At 73.7% G+C, this 17964-nt stretch carries 18 protein-coding genes; 9 read left to right on the forward strand and 9 right to left on the reverse strand.

Going from position 1 to position 17964, the window contains the following annotated elements; all coding sequences use genetic code 11:
• Positions 1 to 190 precede the first annotated feature (190 nt).
• The gene (locus tag ACN9MM_RS22540) at positions 191 to 1525 is read left to right on the forward strand and encodes a PAS domain-containing protein (protein ID WP_426365347.1); all 1335 of its coding nucleotides are present in this window, start codon (positions 191 to 193) and stop codon (positions 1523 to 1525) included.
• A gap of 96 nt (positions 1526 to 1621) precedes the next feature.
• On the opposite strand, the gene ACN9MM_RS22545 is transcribed toward ACN9MM_RS22540, so the two are convergent.
• Positions 1622 to 1972: a winged helix-turn-helix transcriptional regulator gene (locus ACN9MM_RS22545; protein ID WP_426365348.1), complete on the reverse strand. Its 351-nt coding sequence runs from the start codon at positions 1970 to 1972 to the stop codon at positions 1622 to 1624.
• A gap of 67 nt (positions 1973 to 2039) precedes the next feature.
• On the opposite strand from ACN9MM_RS22545, the gene ACN9MM_RS22550 reads away from it, so the two are divergent.
• Both ACN9MM_RS22550 and ACN9MM_RS22555 read left to right on the forward strand, forming a co-directional pair.
• Positions 2040 to 2927 (forward strand): NAD(P)-dependent oxidoreductase, encoded by an 888-nt coding sequence (locus ACN9MM_RS22550; protein WP_426365349.1) that lies wholly within the window; start codon positions 2040 to 2042, stop codon positions 2925 to 2927.
• Between the two features lie 99 nt (positions 2928 to 3026).
• The gene (locus tag ACN9MM_RS22555; protein WP_426365350.1) at positions 3027 to 3350 is read left to right on the forward strand and encodes a hypothetical protein; all 324 of its coding nucleotides are present in this window, start codon (positions 3027 to 3029) and stop codon (positions 3348 to 3350) included.
• Between the two features lie 266 nt (positions 3351 to 3616).
• Here the strand turns inward: ACN9MM_RS22555 and ACN9MM_RS22560 are convergent, their stop codons facing one another.
• Positions 3617 to 4372, reverse strand: coding sequence for an SIS domain-containing protein (locus tag ACN9MM_RS22560; RefSeq protein ID WP_426365351.1), 756 nt, complete (start codon positions 4370 to 4372; stop codon positions 3617 to 3619).
• A 174-nt stretch (positions 4373 to 4546) separates the two neighbouring features.
• On the opposite strand from ACN9MM_RS22560, the gene ACN9MM_RS22565 reads away from it, so the two are divergent.
• Entirely contained in the window at positions 4547 to 5236 is a 690-nt protein-coding gene (locus ACN9MM_RS22565; protein ID WP_382863428.1) for a metal-dependent transcriptional regulator, read from the forward strand.
• Positions 5237 to 5339: 103 nt separating this feature from the next.
• On the opposite strand, the gene ACN9MM_RS22570 is transcribed toward ACN9MM_RS22565, so the two are convergent.
• Positions 5340 to 6107, reverse strand: coding sequence for a hypothetical protein (locus tag ACN9MM_RS22570; RefSeq protein WP_426365352.1), 768 nt, complete (start codon positions 6105 to 6107; stop codon positions 5340 to 5342).
• A gap of 451 nt (positions 6108 to 6558) precedes the next feature.
• Between ACN9MM_RS22570 and ACN9MM_RS22575 the strand changes: the two genes are divergently transcribed.
• From ACN9MM_RS22575 to ACN9MM_RS22585, 3 genes are all read left to right on the forward strand, one after another.
• Positions 6559 to 7653: an alpha/beta fold hydrolase gene (locus tag ACN9MM_RS22575; RefSeq protein ID WP_426365353.1), complete on the forward strand. Its 1095-nt coding sequence runs from the start codon at positions 6559 to 6561 to the stop codon at positions 7651 to 7653.
• Positions 7654 to 7736: 83 nt separating this feature from the next.
• Positions 7737 to 8969, forward strand: coding sequence for an FG-GAP-like repeat-containing protein (locus ACN9MM_RS22580; RefSeq protein WP_426365354.1), 1233 nt, complete (start codon positions 7737 to 7739; stop codon positions 8967 to 8969).
• Between the two features lie 287 nt (positions 8970 to 9256).
• Positions 9257 to 10192, forward strand: coding sequence for a hypothetical protein (locus ACN9MM_RS22585; RefSeq protein WP_426365355.1), 936 nt, complete (start codon positions 9257 to 9259; stop codon positions 10190 to 10192).
• 273 nt (positions 10193 to 10465) lie between these two features.
• Here the strand turns inward: ACN9MM_RS22585 and ACN9MM_RS22590 are convergent, their stop codons facing one another.
• The 3 genes from ACN9MM_RS22590 to ACN9MM_RS22600 form a co-directional block, all read right to left on the reverse strand.
• On the reverse strand, positions 10466 to 10600 hold the full coding sequence (locus ACN9MM_RS22590) for a hypothetical protein (protein WP_426365356.1): 135 nt from the start codon (positions 10598 to 10600) through the stop codon (positions 10466 to 10468).
• 68 nt (positions 10601 to 10668) lie between these two features.
• Positions 10669 to 11214: a hypothetical protein gene (locus ACN9MM_RS22595; RefSeq protein WP_426365357.1), complete on the reverse strand. Its 546-nt coding sequence runs from the start codon at positions 11212 to 11214 to the stop codon at positions 10669 to 10671.
• 59 nt (positions 11215 to 11273) lie between these two features.
• The gene (locus ACN9MM_RS22600; protein WP_426365358.1) at positions 11274 to 11837 is read right to left on the reverse strand and encodes a GNAT family N-acetyltransferase; all 564 of its coding nucleotides are present in this window, start codon (positions 11835 to 11837) and stop codon (positions 11274 to 11276) included.
• A 202-nt stretch (positions 11838 to 12039) separates the two neighbouring features.
• Between ACN9MM_RS22600 and ACN9MM_RS22605 the strand changes: the two genes are divergently transcribed.
• Complete coding sequence (locus ACN9MM_RS22605) at positions 12040 to 12942, forward strand: aminoglycoside phosphotransferase family protein (protein WP_426365359.1); 903 nt, start codon at positions 12040 to 12042, stop codon at positions 12940 to 12942.
• On the opposite strand, the gene ACN9MM_RS22610 is transcribed toward ACN9MM_RS22605, so the two are convergent.
• The 3 genes from ACN9MM_RS22610 to ACN9MM_RS22620 form a co-directional block, all read right to left on the reverse strand.
• Positions 12929 to 14563, reverse strand: a complete 1635-nt coding sequence (locus tag ACN9MM_RS22610) for a transporter (protein WP_426365360.1) — start codon at positions 14561 to 14563, stop codon at positions 12929 to 12931. The genes ACN9MM_RS22605 and ACN9MM_RS22610 overlap by 14 nt on opposite strands.
• Positions 14560 to 15498, reverse strand: coding sequence for an ABC transporter ATP-binding protein (locus ACN9MM_RS22615; RefSeq protein WP_426365361.1), 939 nt, complete (start codon positions 15496 to 15498; stop codon positions 14560 to 14562). The genes ACN9MM_RS22610 and ACN9MM_RS22615 overlap by 4 nt, the downstream gene beginning before the upstream one ends.
• A gap of 72 nt (positions 15499 to 15570) precedes the next feature.
• Positions 15571 to 16257 carry a bifunctional DNA primase/polymerase gene (locus ACN9MM_RS22620; RefSeq protein WP_426365362.1) on the reverse strand — a complete coding sequence of 229 codons (687 nt, stop codon included), beginning with the start codon at positions 16255 to 16257 and terminating at the stop codon, positions 15571 to 15573.
• Between the two features lie 268 nt (positions 16258 to 16525).
• Between ACN9MM_RS22620 and ACN9MM_RS22625 the strand changes: the two genes are divergently transcribed.
• Positions 16526 to 17908 (forward strand): transcriptional regulator, encoded by a 1383-nt coding sequence (locus ACN9MM_RS22625; RefSeq protein WP_426365363.1) that lies wholly within the window; start codon positions 16526 to 16528, stop codon positions 17906 to 17908.
• Positions 17909 to 17964 lie beyond the last annotated feature (56 nt).

A 17964-nucleotide genomic window follows, 5' to 3' on the forward strand; every position in this document is an offset into this window, starting at 1 on the left:
AGCAGCGTAGGGAGGGCGCCGGGGCGGGCTTCACCACAAGGGATCGTGTGTGACGCACGTCACGTCACCGCCCGGTGGTGCCGCGTGCGCGGATGCCCGTCATCCGTACTCGTGATGCAGTGATTTCGGTGAAGGTGATGTGCCCTGCGTCACGTTCCAGTTGAATGGTTCCAGCATGGGGGGTGCCTGCATGGGTGCATTCACGGGGGCCGCGAGCGAGGCCGTGTCCGTCCCGGGGGCGGGGGCCGATCTGTTGGCCGCGCTGCTCGACGGGATGGACGCCGCGCTCTGCGCGTTCGACGCCGACGGGACGGTCACGCACTGGAACCGGGAGGCCGAGCGGATCCTCGGCTGGTCCGCCGGCGAGGCGGTCGGGCGGCGCGGGTTCGAGGGCTGGGCGGCGCGCAGCGCCGACGCCGAGGAGACCCTGGGCCGGCTCATGGGTGCCATGAAGGGCCCCGGCCGGCAGGTCCACGAGTTCGTCCTGCTCCGCAAGGACGGCGGGCGGGTCCTCGTACGGAGCCAGGCCGCCGGTGTGCGCGGCGCGGACGGCGCCCCGGCGGGGGTGTACTGCGCGTTCAGCGAGGTCCACGTCCAGTTGGACCTGGAGCGTTCGGTGGCCCTCAGCGAGGCCCTGTTCGACGACGCCTCCTGGGGTGTCGTCCTCGTCGACGCCGATCTGCGCCCCGCCATGGTCAACGCCCACGCGGCCCGCGCCTTCGGGACCGGGCGCACGGCCCTGCTCGGGCGCCCTCTCGGCGACGTCGTCACGCACGGTGCCGAGGAGCTGGAGGCCGCCCTCCAGCACGTTCTCGCGGAGGGCACGCCGCCCGCGCCCGCCGAGGTGTGGGTGACGCTCGGGACGGCCGGGGAGGAGCGGCGCCGGTGCTGGCGCAGCGGCTTCCTGCTGCTGTCGTCGCCGATGGCGGAGGAGCCCGTGCCGCTGGGCGTGGCCTGGCTGTTCCAGGACGTCACCGAGGAGCGGCTCGCGGCGCGCGCGGCGGACCGGCTGCGGTTCCGGTGGAGCCAGCTGCACCGGGCGGGCGCGGCGGCCGCGGAGTGCGAGGACGCGGCGGAGGCGGCGACGGTCCTGCTCGACTTCGCCCTGGCCGGGTTCGCCGACCACGCCCTGGTGGACCGTCCGGCGGGGGAGCGGCGCCTGACCAGGGCCCTGGCCACCCCCGCGGGCGCCGCTCCCGGGCCGTCCTCGCCCGTCGTGGGCGGCGGCATCCCGCTTCGGTACGGGCCGAGGCATCCGGCGCTCCAGGCATGGGACCGGGTGGGCACGGTGCGGGCGAGCGCGGGCCGGACCGCCGAGGTGTGGGCGGAGGCCCACCAGTGGCCGGGGGACGCGGCGCACGCCCTGTGCGTGGTCCTGCGGTCCCGGGGCCGGACCCTGGGCGTCCTGACGTTCCTGCGCGCGGCCTGCCGCAAGCCCTTCGAGCGCGAGGACGTCGTGTACGCGGAGTCGGTGGCGTCCCGGGTGGCGGCGGAGCTGGCCCTGGCCCCCGGAGAGCCCGTCTAGCTCCCCTTGCACCCACTTTTTTGTGGGTACTTGTCGGGGTCGGATGCCCGGGAGAACCTGGTGGTGGCCCGGGACGGAGAGGGGAGCGGCAGGGCCTCAGGAGGCGGCCCGCGCCTCCGTCAGCCGGTCCAGCCGGCGATGGCCCCAGTCCGACAAGGGGCCGAGCAGTCCGGAGAGTTCACGGCCGAACTCCGTCAGCGAGTAGACGGTCTTCGGCGGCAGCACGTCGTGCACCTCGCGGTGCACGAGCCCGTCGGTCTCCATCTCCCGCAGGGCCTGGGTCAGCACCTTCTCACTGATCTCGGGGATCCTGCGGCGCAGTTCGCCGGGCCGGTGCGGGCCTGATTCCAGCAGCCACAGCAGCGACGTCTTCCACTTGCCGTCGATCACGGCGATCGCGGCCGTGACGCCGCAGACGTTCGTGTCCTGGGCCCTCAGGCGTGTCATATGCGTCCCTCTCCTTCTCCGTCTTCGGTCGTCTCTGTATCTCACGTATGTGCAAGGGAGTTCAGTCATGTCTTCTTCCGACGAGCGTCTTTCGGTCACTGTTCTCGGGCTCGGGCCGATGGGCCGGGCGCTGGCGGGCGCGTTCCTGGACGCCGGGGTGCGGACCACCGTGTGGAACCGCACGCCGGGCAGGGAGGGCGACCTCGCCGCGCGGGGCGCCGTCCTGGCCGCGAGTGCCGAGGACGCGGTCGCCGCGAGCCCGCTCACGGTGATCTGCCTGGTCAACTACGACGCCACCGACTCCGTGCTGCGGCAGTCGGCCGTCGAGGCCGCGCTCAAGGGCCGGACCCTGGTGAACCTGAGCGCCGACACCCCGGAGCGGGCCCGTGACACCGGCCGCTGGGCGGCGGAGCACGGCGTCGGCTACCTGGACGGCGCGATCATGACGCCGACGCCGACGATCGGGACGCCCGCCGGGGTGTTCCTGCACAGCGGACCCGAGGAGCTGTACGGCGTGCACCGGCGGGTGCTCGACGCTCTGGGCGGCGCCCACACCCACCTCGGCGAGGACACCGGCAGGGCGGCGGCGTACGACGTCGCGCTGCTCGACATCTTCTGGACGTCGATGACGGGGTACGTGCACGCGCTCGCGGTGGCCCGGGCGGAGGGGATCTCGGCGCGGGAGCTCGCGCCGTTCGCCCAGGGCATCGGGGCGATCCTGCCGCCGCTGTTCCAGGAGTGGGCGCAGGACGTGGACGGCGGCTCGTACTCGGGCGAGGGCAATCCGCTCACCTCGGCGGTGTCGACCATGGGCCACGTGGTGCACGCGTCGGAGGCGCACGGCATCGACGCGAGCGTGATGCGCGCGGCGGAGGCGCTGGCGGTGCGGGCGGTGGACCGGGGTCACGGCGCGGACGGCTTCACCCGTGTCACCCAGGTCCTGGACCGTGCCTGACCGGCAGGGAAGGGGGTCGATCCCTGCCGGGTTCCGGCATGGACGGCCCCCGGCGGCGGGGCGACGATGGACCCACGTTCGAGAGCAGTGGGGGGCGTCGTGCTGACGTGGATCTTCGTGGTGGTCATGCCGTTGGGCGTGGCGGCGATCACGCTGGGCGTGATCGCGTTCCGGACGGGGTGGATGCTTCCCCCGTCGCGCCGGGGCGTGCGGCAGCCCCGTCTGTACGGTGTCGGCGTCGCGCTGGCGGGCGTGGGTCTCGTGACCATGGGTCTCACGTACCTCGTCCTGTCCGCCGACACCCGGGCGAGCCGGCCGTGGCTCGCCCTCATCGGGAACGGCGTGGAGCTCGTCGGCATCGCCCTGATCGGGGCGAGCCACCTGCGCCCGAGGCGCGGGCGGTCCGCCCACCCCGTGGCCTAGGCCCTGTCGTCAAACTCCCGTCGTCGCCCGAAGGGCGGCCCCGCGGCGTCAGGTGCGTGCTCTCGGCGTGCCGGGCGCGAGCCCTCGTACTGGACGTACTCGGGCTTGTGCCCGGTGCGGCGAGAGCGCGTGCATGGCGTCGCGGGGCAGGCGGGAGTTTGACGACAGGGCCTAGGGGGGTGTCTTGCCGATCAGGCCGGGCTCGCGGTGCCGGGCGCCGTGAGCCCGGCCCGGCCGCTGCGCCTCCGCAGGGGGGGGTGTCTTCCCTAGTGCCGGAAGAAGATCCGGTCGGCGTACTGGCTCATCACGCGCCCGTTCCACTCGTGCCCGCCGTCGACGTTGCCCGAGCGCAGGAGCGGCGGCTCGATGCCGAGGCGTACGAGCTCCTCGGCGGCGGCGGCCATCGTGGCCTGCATGAGGGCGCTGGTGACGACGGTGGAGGCGGGCGCGAAGGGCGCCTCGATGCCCTCGTGGGTGAGTTCCGCGTCGCCGATGGCGATCTTCGAGTCGAGGACGATGTCGCAGTGGTCCTTGAGGTACGTACCCGAGACGTGGCGTGACTTCGTCTCGGTGGCGTACGCCAGCGAGGTGACGCCGATGACGGTGAGGCCGAGCGCGCGGGCGTTCATGGCCATCTCGACGGGCAGGGCGTTGCGCCCGGACAGCGAGATGATGATCAGGACGTCCCCGGCCTTGGCGGGGGACGAGTCGAGGACGGCCCCGGCGAGGCCGTCGACCCGCTCCAGGGCGGAGCCGAGGGTGGCCGGCATGACGTCGACGCCGACGACGCCGGGGACGGCGAGCAGGTTCATCAGGGCGAGGCCGCCCGCCCGGTAGACGACGTCCTGCGCGGCGAGCGAGGAGTGTCCCGCGCCGAAGGCGAAGAGCCGGTTGCCGCTCGCGACGGCTTCGGCGATCGCCGCACCGGCGGCGGCGATCTCGGCGGAGTCCCCGTCGCGCACCTGCTGGAGCAGGCCGATCGCGGCGTCGAAGAACTGTCCGGCCAGCTTGCTCTCGCCCATCGCGGCGGCTCCTTCTCGTCGTGCTGCGGTCGTGGCTCTCGTCGCGGTCGCCGATCACGGTGCGGTCTGGACCATTGCTCTGTCAATACCGCCTCACCCCGGCGCGGCCCGGTTGTCGGTCCGATGCGTCAGAATTGGGGACAGGGCCAGCGCACGACTCATCGAGGGGCACGTATGTCCGGACTGATCGACACAACGGAGATGTATCTCCGCACCATCCTCGAGCTTGAGGAAGAAGGTGTGGTCCCCATGCGTGCCCGGATCGCCGAGCGGCTCGACCAGAGCGGCCCCACGGTGAGCCAGACGGTGGCTCGGATGGAGCGCGACGGCCTGGTGGCCGTGGCGAGCGACCGCCACCTGGAGCTCACGGAGGAGGGCCGCCGGCTCGCCACCCGGGTCATGCGCAAGCACCGCCTCGCGGAGTGCCTGCTCGTCGACGTGATCGGCCTGGAGTGGGAGCAGGTCCACGCCGAGGCCTGTCGCTGGGAGCACGTGATGAGCGAGGCCGTGGAGCGGCGGGTTCTGGAGCTGCTGCGTCATCCGACGGAGTCGCCGTACGGGAACCCGATCCCGGGCCTGGAGGAGCTGGGCGAGAAGGCGGAGGCCGAGGCCTTCCTCGACGACTCGATGGTGTCGCTCGCCGACCTGGACGCCAGTGGCGGCAAGACGGTGATCGTGCGGCGGATCGGCGAGCCGATCCAGACGGACGCCCAGCTGATGTACACGCTGCGGAGGGCGGGCGTGCAGCCCGGCTCGGTGGTGTCGGTGTCGGAGTCGCCGGGCGGTGTCCTGGTGGGCAGCAGCGGTGAGGCGGCCGAGCTGGGCGCGGAGGTCGCGGCGCACGTGTTCGTCGCGAAGCGCTGAGGATTGCGGAAGGGGCGCCCGGGAGGGCGCCCCTTCCGGCGTCTCGGGGTGGTCCGGCGTTTCGGGGTGGTCCGGCGTCTCGGGGTCGTCACGCGTCTCGGGGTCAGAGGTAGGGGGCGAGGACTCCCCACAGGCCGAGCCCGAGCAGGCCGAGTGCGGCGAGCGTGCCGAAGAAGTACTGCGCGACCACGATGGGGAGCCATTTCCTCCGGACGTGGCGGCCGGGCTTCTGCGGGTCGTAGACGACGTGGATGTGCGGCGTCGAGGTGTTCGAGCAGCGCTGGAAGCGCTCGTTGCCGTGGGTGTCGGTGAACTTGTAGTACTCCGACCGTTTCCCGTTCGGGTAGATGTCCGCGGTGGCCCGGACGGTGACGCCGCGGCGGGAGAGCACCCATCGGTCCTGGAGATTGCCCGCGGTGGCGAGGACGCCGCCCAGGCCGAAGAGCGTCCCGAACCCGGCGAAGAAGGCGACCAGGCCCATCGCACCGCCGTGGGCGGTGGTGGTCCACCAGACGTAGCCGGTGTAGGCGGCGAGGAAGCCGATGCCCCATCCGAGCACCGCCCCCCAGGGAACCGCTCCCGGATCGTCCTCGACGGTGACCAGGGAGCTGCCGGCCGGGTCCCGTTCCTCGGGGAGGGCGGCGGTCAGGGCGGTCAGGAACATGGTGGTGGCGGTCGGGTTGCCGCCCGTGATCCAGTGCGGGGCGCCGTCGGTCAGGACGACCTTGAGGGATGTCTCGGTGTCCCGCCGGACATCCTGGATGGCGGCGAGCGGGATCGTCGTGCGCGTGTCGGTCGTCGTGATGACGAGCCGTTCGGCTTCGAGGGCGGTGGAGTCGGAGCCCTTGGTGAGGATCTGAGGTGACAGCACGCTGCGTGGACCCGTACGAGCGTGATGCGGTTGTACGGCTCCGGATCACGAAGGCGCATCGGATCGGCCTCGGTGGCCCAACATCCTGGCGTGCGCCCCGTTTTACGCCGGAATCGCCACGCCCGCGCCCTCGTCGTGCCACGCTGGTGGGGGCCGGGCGTGGAGGGGGTGGGGCCATGAGGGCTACGGACGACAGAGGGCCCCGGCGCCTTCCGGCGCCGGGGCCTGTCCTCCCCTGTGCTGACCTGGAGCCCCGAGCTCTCAAGGTCATTCCCCTCGGACCCCTTTTCCCCGAGTGGTCCGCCTCCCGCTCAAGATCTCCCCTCGGCAGCGCGCGTCAATCCTTGAGCCCTGTCACTCGAACGAGGGGTGTTGTGTGGCAGGAGCGCATTTTCGAATGCGAGTTCGATAGTCTGGCGAGGTTCGACGGAAGAGAGGGGGTGCCGGATCCATGGCGCGACGACTCGACGTCACCGGGGCCGACGGCGTCCGGCTGACGGCCTGGGACCACACGGCCGGGCCCGGCAGCCGAGGGACCCGGGAGCGTCCGCCCGGGCCCGACAGCCGCGGGATCGTTCCCCAGCCCGGCCCGGACGGCGGCCCGCGCCCCGGTGCACGGCCCGGCCCGGACGCCACAGCCCGCCCCGGCGCCCGGCTCGGACCGGATGTCGCCGCGCATCCCGGGGCCCGGACCGGCCTGGACGCCGTCCCCCGCCCCGCGCGCGCCCCGCAGGTCCCCCCGGCCCCGCAGACGGCCGGATCCGGGTCGGGGGCTCCCGTCCCCGGGGTGTTACTCCTCCACGGCCTGATGGGCCACGCCGGCCACTGGGCCCCCGCCGTGCGCCGCCTCACCGGCGGCCACCGGATCGTCGCCCTCGACCAGCGCGGCCACGGCGCGAGCGAGAAGCCCGCCGCCGGGCCCTTCACCCGCGAGGCGTACGTGGCGGACGCCGCCGCCGTCGTCGAGCAGCTCGGACTCGGCCCGGTCACCCTCGTCGGCCACTCCATGGGCGCCCTCACCGCCTGGCAGCTGGCCGCCGAGCGCCCCGACCTCGTCCGCGCCCTCGTCATCTGCGACATGCGCGCCTCGGCCCTCGGCGCGGCCTCGCAGCGTGCCTGGCAGGACTGGTTCCGCCGCTGGCCCGCGCCCTTCCCGTCCCTGGAGGCCGTCCACCGCTGGTTCGGCGACGAGGACCCCTGGGTGGAGACCCCGAACCCGGCGCGGGGCGCCTTCTTCGCCGAGGTGATGGCCGAGCACCCCGACGGCTGGCGCCCGGTCTTCGCCCCGGAGCAGATGCTGACCTCGCGCGAGACCTGGGTCCACGACGCCCACTGGGACTCCCTCGCCCAGGTCCGCTGCCCCACCCTCGTCGTGCGCGGCCTCGACGGCGAGCTGGGCCGCGCGGAGGCCCAGGAGATGGTCCGGGTCCTGCCCCACGGGGCGTACGCGGAGATCCCCGACGCCGGCCACCTCCTCCACTACACCCACCCGGAGGCCTGGGGCGAGGCCGTGGAGCCCTTCCTGAACGGCGTACTCACCCCCTGACGGCACGGATTCGAACGCGGCACGGTACGGTCCCTCTCACGGCGCGTCGAGCAGCACGTCTCCGCGCCGTTGGGAGGAACTCAATGCGCAATTCCATGCTGCGGCGCGTGGCCACGATGGCCACGACGCTGGGGCTCACCACGCTCGGCCTCTTCGGCGCGGGCGCGGCGCCGGCGCAGGCCGCCGCGGGCGACTGCCCGTCCGGCTACTTCTGTGCCTGGAAGACGGACAACGCCACCGGCACGATGTACAAGACGAACGTGAACCGGGCGACGCTCGGGACCTGGGACAACGCGTTCCGCTCGGTCGTCAACCACACCGACAAGTGGCTCTGCCTGTACGACGGCCAGAACTACAGCGACCCCGCGGGCGCCAGCGTGCGACCGCCCGACCCGGCGGGCACCGAGTGGGGCGGTCCGGGCAGCAACTCCGTCAGCTCGGTGAAGCTCGTCCCCACCGAGCGCGAGTGCCGCGGGGCCGCGTACCCGAAGTGGTACGCCGCCACCGCCCCCACGGCGGCCGGGTTCGGCGACCTGAACGCCGACAAGCGGTCCGACGTCCTCGTCCGCGACGAGGCGGGCCGCCTGTGGTTCCTGCCCGGCGACAGCACCGGACGCCTGGTCGGCGCCGGCGGCTGGGGCGCCATGAACGCCCTCACCCGCCACGGCGACTTCACCGGTGACGGCCGCGAGGACGTCATCGCGCGCGAGTCGGCCACGGGCAAGCTGTGGCTCTACCCGGGCACCGGCACGGGAGCCCTCGGCAGCCGCAAGCTGATCGGCTCCGGCGGCTGGAACGCGATGAGCAAGCTCACCGCGTACGGCGACCTCACCGGCGACGGCCGCTCCGACCTGCTCGCCGTCGAGCCGTCCACCGGAAAGCTCTGGGCCTACCCGGGCACCTCCACCGGCGCCCTGGGCGCGCGCAAGCTCATCGGCGCGGGCGGCTGGAACGCGATGAACGCGCTGGTCGCGCCCGGCGACATGAACGGCGACGGCAAGGCCGACCTGATCGCCCGTGAGGGGTCCACCGGCAAGCTCTGGTTCTACCCGGGCACCGGTTCCGGCGGCTTCGGTACGCGCGTCCTGATCGGCTCCGGCGGCTGGAACGTGATGGCGTCGTTCCTCGCGGTCGGCGACTTCGGCGGGGACGGCCGCAACGACCTGGCCACCATCAGCGCCTCCGCGTACGTCGGCGAGGGCTGCCGGGGCGTGGGCTGCCTGGTCCTCTACAGCGGCAAGGGCAACGGCGCGCTCAACGCGGGCCTCCCGGAGAGCTGGGAGAACGACTGGTCGGACCTGCGCGGCGCGTTCTGACCGAGTGAGTGCGAAGGGCCTCCACCCCGACGGGTGGAGGCCCTTCGCGCGTCAGACGGGCGGCAATCGAAGATCCGTTCGTGGGGCTGGAGTTGTGGCATCGCACGGTGAAGTGTGCGCTACGGTAAGCACATCATCACGCTCCGTGAAAACGGAGCGGTCCCCGGTGGTGCGCCAACACCATGACCCGGGGACCTTCACTCCAGTGGAAGCTAGAGGGTCCACCAGAAATGCTTCGACATGTTATCGCTCCCGTTCACTCCTTCACCAAGGTTTCGAACGGTGTCGTGCGCCATCCGCGTCTGAACAGCGACGCGAAGCTCCTCCTCATCTACGTCCAGGGCCTCCCCGCGACCGCGAGCGGCAAGCCGCTCGGGGAGCACGCCACCGACCTGGGCATGCGGCCCCGTGCGTACCACCGGGCGAAGGAGTGCCTGGTGGCGTGCGGGTTCCTGCACGAGTGGAAGTTCCAGAGCGGGCGCGGGTACTGGATGACCACGCAGCTCCTCTCCAACGTCACCCTGACGAGTGAAGAGGCTGTGGCGGCCCGGGACGGGATTCCGCCCGAGTCGCGGGATGTCGGCGGACCGACCGCCGGAAATCGGGAACCCCGGCGCACCGGATCCCAACTACCGGTAGAAGAAGACTGGGGAAAGAAGACCTTTCCCCACCCACCCACCGAAGAGCCGGCGCCGGAACCGGAAGCGGATGAGCCGCCTCCGGAAGGCGGTCCGGAAGTCGCTCCCGAAGTCGCCCGGGCCGAGCGCCTGTTGCTGTCGCTCGGCTACCAGAACCGGGAGCTGCGGCTCGGCGAACCGGAGGCCCGTGGGCTGGCCGAGGTGGCGGCGGAGTGGCTCCGGCGCGGGGTGTCCGCAGCGGACCTCCGGCACGCCCTGACGGCCTACCTGCCCCGTGACGGCGTCCGTTCGGCGGTCGGGTTCCTGCGGCACCGGCTCAAGGAGAAGCTCCCGGCCCCGCCGCTGCCGCCGGAGCCGGAGGAACGCCCGGCGGCCGAGACCGCACGGCCCGCCCTGGTCACCTGCGAGGGTTCCGGCGCGGAGCACGTCTTCCGGCCGGTCGGCGACGAGACGCACTGCGGCCACTGCCGCATGGAACTGGCCCGTCAGGCCGCCGGAATCCGGGCCGAGGAGACCACCGAACGCCCTTCCTGGCGGACCCGCGTCGAAGAGGTGCTGGCCGAGGGTGCCGCCCCCGCCGGGTGAGCGGGCCCCGTCAGGGCGCTTGGGACCTGCCGGCCAGGAGGCAGCCGTGCGGTCGCCTCACCCACCCGCCGGGCTCCTGCTCCAGTCGCGCGGTGACGGTGAGGCCGGCCCGCTCCGGCAGGGCGGCCGCGCGGTCAGACGGGCACCCCAGGACCGGCCGGGTGCGCCGCCACCCGCCCGGGGCCGCACCCCAGGTCCGCGACCGGCCCGACACCGGCCGTCCACACCGGTTCGGCGAGGGGTGACCCCGGACCGGGCACCGACCGACAGGGCCTAGCGCCGGCCCTTGCGGCCCCGCCGCGCCTCGCGGCGGACGTCGTCGTAGGCCATGCGCAGGTCGACGAACTCCAGGGCGTACCCCATGCCGCGGGCGACCCACCCGATCGCTCTCACCAGAACCTCGTCCATGGCGTCCTGCCTTCCCCCGATTGCCTGTCACCACTTCAGACTCGCCAGTGGCACCGAAGGTTGAGCCGTCAGCTCGCGCAGTCCGTCGGCTGACCCGACGCGTCCGCCGTCGCCTCGACGCGGAAGCCCGAGCCGGTGGCGAGCTCGGGCGGGAACGCGCCGCCCTCCGCGGCGAAGCCCTCGCGGGTGAGGGAGTAGACCCTCAGGACCGTCGGGGTGCCGTCCACGTCGCGGGTGAAGCACAGGCCGAGCCCCGTCCCCGGGGCCGAGGGGCGGGCCGGGCCGGGGTGCCAGCCGTCGCGGGACGCCTCCGTCCCGTAGTGCCGGAGCACCTCCTCCGGCGTGCCGGGGAAGGCGTACGTGCGGCTGGCGTACACCCAGGCCTCGCCGCTGTCGTTCCAGCAGCCCGCGTCGACCTTCTCGTACCCCCGGGGCGGGGTGGCCTTCTCGGGCGGGGCGTCGAGGATCGCGAGCGCGCCCAGCGACCGGACCCGCTCCGCGCTGCCCCCGCAGTCCTTGTAGCCCGCGAGGCCCGCGAGGTCCGAGCAGCCGGTGAGGCCCCCGGCCGTCAGGGCGACCGCGAGCAGCAGGGTCGTTCTCGTGAGGATCGGCAAGGCGGTCTCCGTGTCAGGCGTCTGCGGCCGTGCAGAACATACCGGCCGCGAGACGCCCGTCAGCCCCGCTCCAGCCGCCAGATCCGGTCCTCGCCCGTCTCCGCCGGGGCGGTGGGTTCGTGGGGGCGGCGGAGGTCGCCGTTGAAGCCGAGGCGGGCGGGGACGGCGGCGCTGGCGTGGTGGGCGACGTCGTGGACGATCTCGACCGTCGTCACCCCGGGCAGGCGGAACGCCTGCTCGACCAGCGCGCGGGCGGCGCGCGTGGCGAGGCCCCGGCCGGTGACCGACGGGTGCAGCCAGTAGCCGATCTCGATCGCGCCGTCCGGGGTGTCGTCGTGCCGGTGCAGCCCGCAGGAGCCCACCATGGCCCCGTCGAGCACGATCGCGTAGCTGTACGCCTCGCCGCGCGCCCACAGCTCCGCCCGGTCGGTCAGGAAGGCGGCCAGCCGCTCGGGGTCGTGCTCGGCGGCCCACGGCATCCACGGGCGCAGGTGCTCCACCGACTCGCCGACGACCCGGAGGTACTCCGTGCGGTCGGCCTCGCCCTCGTAGGCGCGGAGCGTGAGCCCGTCGGCCAGGTCGATGCGGGTGTCGGGGCCGGGCGCGGGCGGTGACGGGTCCATGCGGTGAGGATGGTCCGCGCCGGTCACCGCGGCAACGGGATTTCGACGGGCTCCGGCTCGGGCACGGGCTCGGGCCCGCCCAGGCGGGCGAGGCCGAAGGATGAAGGCGACCGCCATGCCGCCCCCGCCGGGTCGCGGTCGTCGTCCCGGTGTCCTCCCCGCGTAGGCTCCGAGCCGGTCGGTCGATCGGAGGAGGGACACCATGGGGGACGCGATGGATCACGACGAGGGTGTGGTGCGGACGCTGCTCCGCGACCAGCACCCGGACCTCGCGGAGCTTCCGCTCCGGCCGGTGCCGGGCGGGTGGGACAACCAACTGTTCCGGCTCGGCGACGAGTTGGCCGTGCGGATGCCCCGTACCGAACGGGCCCCGGGCCTGCTGCGCAAGGAGCTCCGCTGGCTGCCGGACCTCGCGCCGCTGCTCCCGCTGCCCGTGCCCGTCCCCGTACGCGCCGGGGAACCGTCCGCGCGCTTCCCCGGCACGTGGACGGTGGCCCGGTGGGTCCCGGGCGAGCCGGGCGACGCCACCCCCGTCACGCGCGGACCCCACGCGGCCGCCGTACTGGCGGGCTTCCTGCGGGCCCTCCACCGTGAGGCGCCCGCGGACGCCCCCGCCAACGCGGACCGGGGCGTGCCCCTGGAGCGCTTCGAGGCCGGGTTCGAGGAGGGCTTCCCGCTCCTGGCCGCGCACGCAGACCCGGCGGCCGTACGGCGGGTGTGGGAGGACGCCCTCGCGGCCGCCGGCCCGCAGGGCACCCCGGTGTGGCTGCACGGCGACCTGCACCCGGCGAACGTCGTCGTCGCGGACGGCACCCTCGCCGGAATCCTCGACTTCGGCGAACTGTGCGCGGGCGACCCGGCGACGGACCTCTCGGCGGCCTGGCTGCTGCTGCCGGACGGCGCGGCCGAGCCGTTCCTCGACGCGTACGGGAAGGCCGACCGGGCCACCGTCCGCCGCGCCCGCGGCTGGGCCCTGCTCCGCGCGGCCGGGCTCATCGCCATCGGCCGCGCGGGCGATCGCGGACTCCCGGGCGGGAAGCCGACCTGGGGCCCGGCGGGCCGCGCCGCCCTCGCCCGGGTCCTGGCGGCGCCTACCCCTTGCTGACCGCCGCCAGGATCTCCGGCAGGCGCTTCGCCGTACGCGGGGCACCCAGCTTGAGGCCCGCGAAGGTGAGCAGCGCGCCGTAGAGCAGGCCCGCCGGAAGGAGCAGCCACAGCAGGGACTGCTGGTCGGAGACATGGAGGTAGACCGTCGCGGCGATGAGCGGGGAGCACAGCACACCGGCGATGATCATGCCGCCCATGATCGACATCCAGGCCAGGCCGCCCTGCCCCGGCGCCACGTTCTTGTAGCCGCTGTCCTGCGGGATCGAGTACGGGAAGCTCGCGGAGGTCACCGCGCCCGTCCCGACCATCGCGCCGAGCAGGCCGAGCGCCAGTCCGAGGGCCTCGGGGAACTGCCCCCACTCGCCGAGGACACCGGCCGTCACGCCCGTCACGAGGACCGTGAAGGGCAGCGTGATCAGGAGCAGGGCCTGCGCCCGGGCCCGGAGTTCGGCGTACGCGTCGGCCGGCGTCGAGATGGTCTGCGCGACCATCCAGAACGCCGAGCTGTCCTGACCGAACTGGTTGTACATCAGCATGCCGAGCATGCCGGAGGCGAAGCACGCGAAGTAGATCGAGCCCGCGCCCTGGAAGGCGTTGAAGAGGGGGACGATCAGACCGATGGCGAGCGAGGTCACCCACGCGGCCTTCGTCTTCGGGTCACGCCAGATGTACCGCAGGCTGCGCTCCATGACCGCGCCGGTGCGTCCGCCCGGCAGGATCCGGGCGATCAGCCCCGAACCGGCGGACTTCTCCTTGGCGCCGGCGTCCGAGGCCGCGCCGATGGTGGAGCCGTCCGGCTCGACCATCAGCCGCACCAGGCTCCGCTGCCACCAGTACACGAGCGCCACGAGGACCGCGGCCGTGAGCAGCAGCCGGGCGGCCGCGACCCCGTAGTCGCCCCGGCTCGCGGAGTCGACCGCGCCGATCGCGGCGGCCGGCGGCAGCCAGCCGACGACGGCCGTGGCCGGTTCGAGCGACGCCAGGCCGCCCGACTGTCCGAGCCGCTGCGCGGCGAAGTTCACGAACTGCATGCCGACCGCGATGACCAGGCCGCTCAGCAGGGCCAGGTCCCGGCCCTTGCGGGAGGTCAGGAGCCGGATGTTGGCGGCGGCCACGGCCCGGGACAGCGCCACGCACGTCACCACGGTGAGCGGGACGGCGAGGACGGCGAGGACGGTGGCGGCCGCGCCGTGCGCCACGGCCAGGACCGCGCCCACGACCAGGACGGAGGTGAGGACCGGGCCGACGCCCACGAGGGAGGCCACGAGCAGCGCCCGGACCAGCGGCCGGGGCTGCAGCGGCAGCATCACGAGCCGCGAGGGGTCGAGGGTCTCGTCGCCGCTCGGGATGAACAGGGGCATGAACGTCCAGGCCAGCGCGAGGGCCCCGGTGAGGAGGATCGCGACGGTGTCGGCGTCCTCGTCGCCCCGCAGCAGGACGAAGCCCAGCACTATGCCGGCGGCGAAGAACGCGCCGAAGACGATCGTCACGATGTACGCGGCGGTCCGCCCGCCGGACTGTCGCAGCCCGTTCTTCAGCAGCGACAGCTTGAGCCGTACGAAGACGGACGTCAGCGACGGCGCGGGGGCGGCCGTCACGGGGGAGGCGGTGGCGCTCATCGCTGCGTACCGCCCGTGCCCGCACCCGTACCGCCCGCGGCCGGACCCGTACCGCCCGTGCCCGCACCCGTACCGCCCGCGGCCGGACCCGTGGCGCCCGTGCCGCCGCCCAGCCAGTCCAGGGAGTCCCCGGCCGCCGCGCGGCCGTTCGCGCCGACGAGCTCCAGGAACGCCGCCTGGAGCGAGGGCGCCGAGCCCCGCACCTCGGCGAGCGGGCCCTGCGCCCGGATCTGCCCGCCCGCCATGACGGCGACCCAGTCGCAGAGCGACTCGACGAGCTCCATGACGTGGCTGGAGAAGACGACGGTCGCGCCGGAGGAGGTGTACCGCTCCAGGACGCCGCGGATGGTCTGAGCGGAGACCGGGTCGACGCCCTCGAAGGGCTCGTCGAGGAAGAGGACCTCGGGGTTGTGCAGGAGCGCGGCGGCGAGGCCGATCTTCTTCCGCATGCCCGTCGAGTAGTCGACGACCAGCTTGTTCTGCGAGCCGGCCAGGTCGAGCACGTCGAGGAGCTGCGCCGCCCGCTTGTCGACCTCGGCGCCGGGCAGGCCCCGCAGCCGGCCGCTGTAGGCGAGCAGCTCGCGGCCCGAGAGGCGCTCGAAGAGCCGCAGGCCCTCCGGCAGGATGCCGATCCGGGCCTTGACCTGCGCGACCGACTCCGGGTCGGCCCACACGTCGTGCCCGGCGACGAGGATCCGGCCGTGGTCGGGCCGCAGCAGACCGGTGATCATGGAGAGAGTGGTGGTCTTGCCTGCGCCGTTGGGCCCCACGAGCCCGATGAACCGGCCCGCGGGCAGGACCAGATCGATCCCGTTCACCGCGATCTGCTGGCCGAAACGCTTCCACAGCCCCTCGACACGCACGGCGGGCACCGCACCTTCCCCCGGTGCGGTGCCCGCCTTGTCGAACGCTCCGTCAAATGCCTGGTCAGGCATGGTCCGTCAACCTCTCGGTCGTCCCCGTGCTTACGGGGACACCCTAAGGGCGCTACCGACCCGACCCCCAGGTCACTGCGTACGGCTCCTCGTCTCCGCCGCTTCCCGGCCACACGCGTACGCGAGAGCGCTGATCAGCTCCTCCGCGTCCGGCAGCCAGCGGTTCGCCGGGGTGGGCCGCCGCGCCCACTGCACCGCGCCGGAGCCGCCGATCCGGGTGGGCGGCGCCGCCACGTAGTGGCCCTCGCCGCGCGTGGTGAGGTCGATGGCGGCCGGGGCCCAGCCGAGCTTGCGGACCAGGTCCGGCACCTTGGTGGCGGCGCCGGGCAGCACGAAGAAGTACATCCGGCGGTCGGGGGTGCAGGTCACCGGCCCGAGCGTCAGCTCCATGCGCTCCATGCGGGCGAGCGCCAGGAAGCCGGCCGACTCGGACACCTCGATCGCGTCGAAGGTGCGGCCGGTCGGCAGCAGGATCGACGCCTTCGGCGTCTTCGACCACATCCGCCGCGCCCCGACCCCGCTTCCGGTCGCCTGTGTCGACCAGTCGGGCCGGACCGCGTGGGCGCCGGGCACGGCGCACGCGTCCGCGCCGCAGGAGCACCGCTCCCTGCCCTCGACGGCTTCCAGCCAGGTCCCGGGAAACACGTCCCAGTGCCGCTCTTCCGCGTACCGCACGGCGCTGTCCAGCAGCTGCTCGCCCCGCTGCTTGGGGATCTGTGCGGCTTCCGTGACTCCCATGGTCTCTTCCACGGTGAGCACAACTCCCCCCGCCACCTGGGGTTACGGGCGCGGCGGCGGGCGTGTTGACGCATCGATCCTGCACGCGGGGCGCATGGGTGCACGGGCGGGGGCGCGCGGAGGGCCGGGGAGCGGGGGTGGGTACGGACAGGTGGGGGCGCCGGCGGCGGGGGGCTTCGACCTCGCGGCCGACGTGTCCGGTTTCGCGTGTTCACATCGGCATTGACCGGATATCCACCGGGCAGTGATCCCTCCTCCGGTGATCACCGCACGGCCTCAGGGGGTACTCATGGCAGCCAGGCCACTCGTTCCGCGTCAGCTCAACGAACGGCTCCAGGCGCTCATCCAGGAGGCCGGCTGCTCCAACGCCGGCCTCGCCCGCAGGGTCAACATGGTCGGCGCGGAGCGCGGCCTCGACCTGCGCTACGACAAGACGTCGGTGGCGCGCTGGCTGCGCGGACAGCAGCCGCGCGGCCGGGCGCCCGGGATCATCGCCGAGGCGCTCGGCCGCAAACTGGGCCGCACGGTCACGATCGACGAGGTCGGCATGGCCAACGGCCGGAACCTCGCCGCCGGGGTCGGCCTCCAGTTCGCGCCGACCGTGCCCGGGGCGATCGAGCAGGTCTGCGAGCTGTGGCGCAGCGACGTGGGACGCCGGGACTTCCTCAACGGCTCGACGGTCGCGGCCTCCGCGCTCGTCGAGCCCAGCAGGGACTGGCTGATCACGGGACCCGACGCGCACGTGGCCAGGATGGCGGGGGCCCGCGTCGGGGTCGCGGACGTGGCGGCGGTACGGGAGATGACGGCCGCGCTCGTCGACCTCGACCGGCGCTTCGGCAGTGGGCACGTGCGGCCGGTGGTCGTGCACTACCTCAACAGCGTGGTGTCGGGGATGCTCTCCGGCTCGTACCGGGAGGCCGTCGGACGGCAGCTCTTCGCGGCGGTCGCCCGACTGACCGAGCTCGCCGGGTACATGGCGGTGGACACCGGCGAACCGGGGCTCGCGCAGCGGTACTACATCCAGGCGCTGCGGCTCGCCCAGGCGGCGGGGGACCGCGGGTACGGCGGCTATGTGCTCGCCGCCTCGATGAGCCACCTCGCCGCGCAGCTCGGCAACCCCCGGGAGATCGCCCAGTTGGCGCGGGCGGCGCAGGAGGGCGCGCGGGGGAAGGTGCCGCCGCGTGCTGAGGCGATGTTCCTCGCGGCGGAGGCGCGCGGGCACGCCCTGATGGGAGACGTGCGCGCCTTCGAGACGGCGGCGGGCCGTGCCGTGCGGGCGCTCGGCCAGGCCGATCCGGCGGCGGGCGACGACCCGGCGTGGATCGCCCACTTCGACGCGGCCTACCTCGCGGACGAACTCGCGCACTGCCACCGGGACCTGGGGCAGGCGGAGGCGGCGGCGCGGGCGGCGCAGGAGTCGATCGCCGGTCATCCGGAGTCGCGGGCGCGGCGGCGCGCGATCGGGCTCGCGCTGCTCGCCTCGGCGCAGGTCCAGCAGCGGGAGGTGGAGCAGGCCTGCCGGACGGGCACGAGGGCGCTCGAACTGCTGGGCACGCTGCGGTCGTCGCGGGGCGCGGAGTACCTGGACGATCTGAGGGAGCGCCTGGAGCCTTACGCGGGGGAGGCGGTGGTGCGGGAGTTCGGTGCGCGGATGGAGCTGTACGCCGCGTAGACGCCCGCGTCCGTTTCGTAAACAGGTTGTGTAACCGGTCTCACACGTGTGTGCGG

The organism is Streptomyces sp. E-08 (genome assembly GCF_049913095.1).
Classification (GTDB): domain Bacteria; phylum Actinomycetota; class Actinomycetes; order Streptomycetales; family Streptomycetaceae; genus Streptomyces.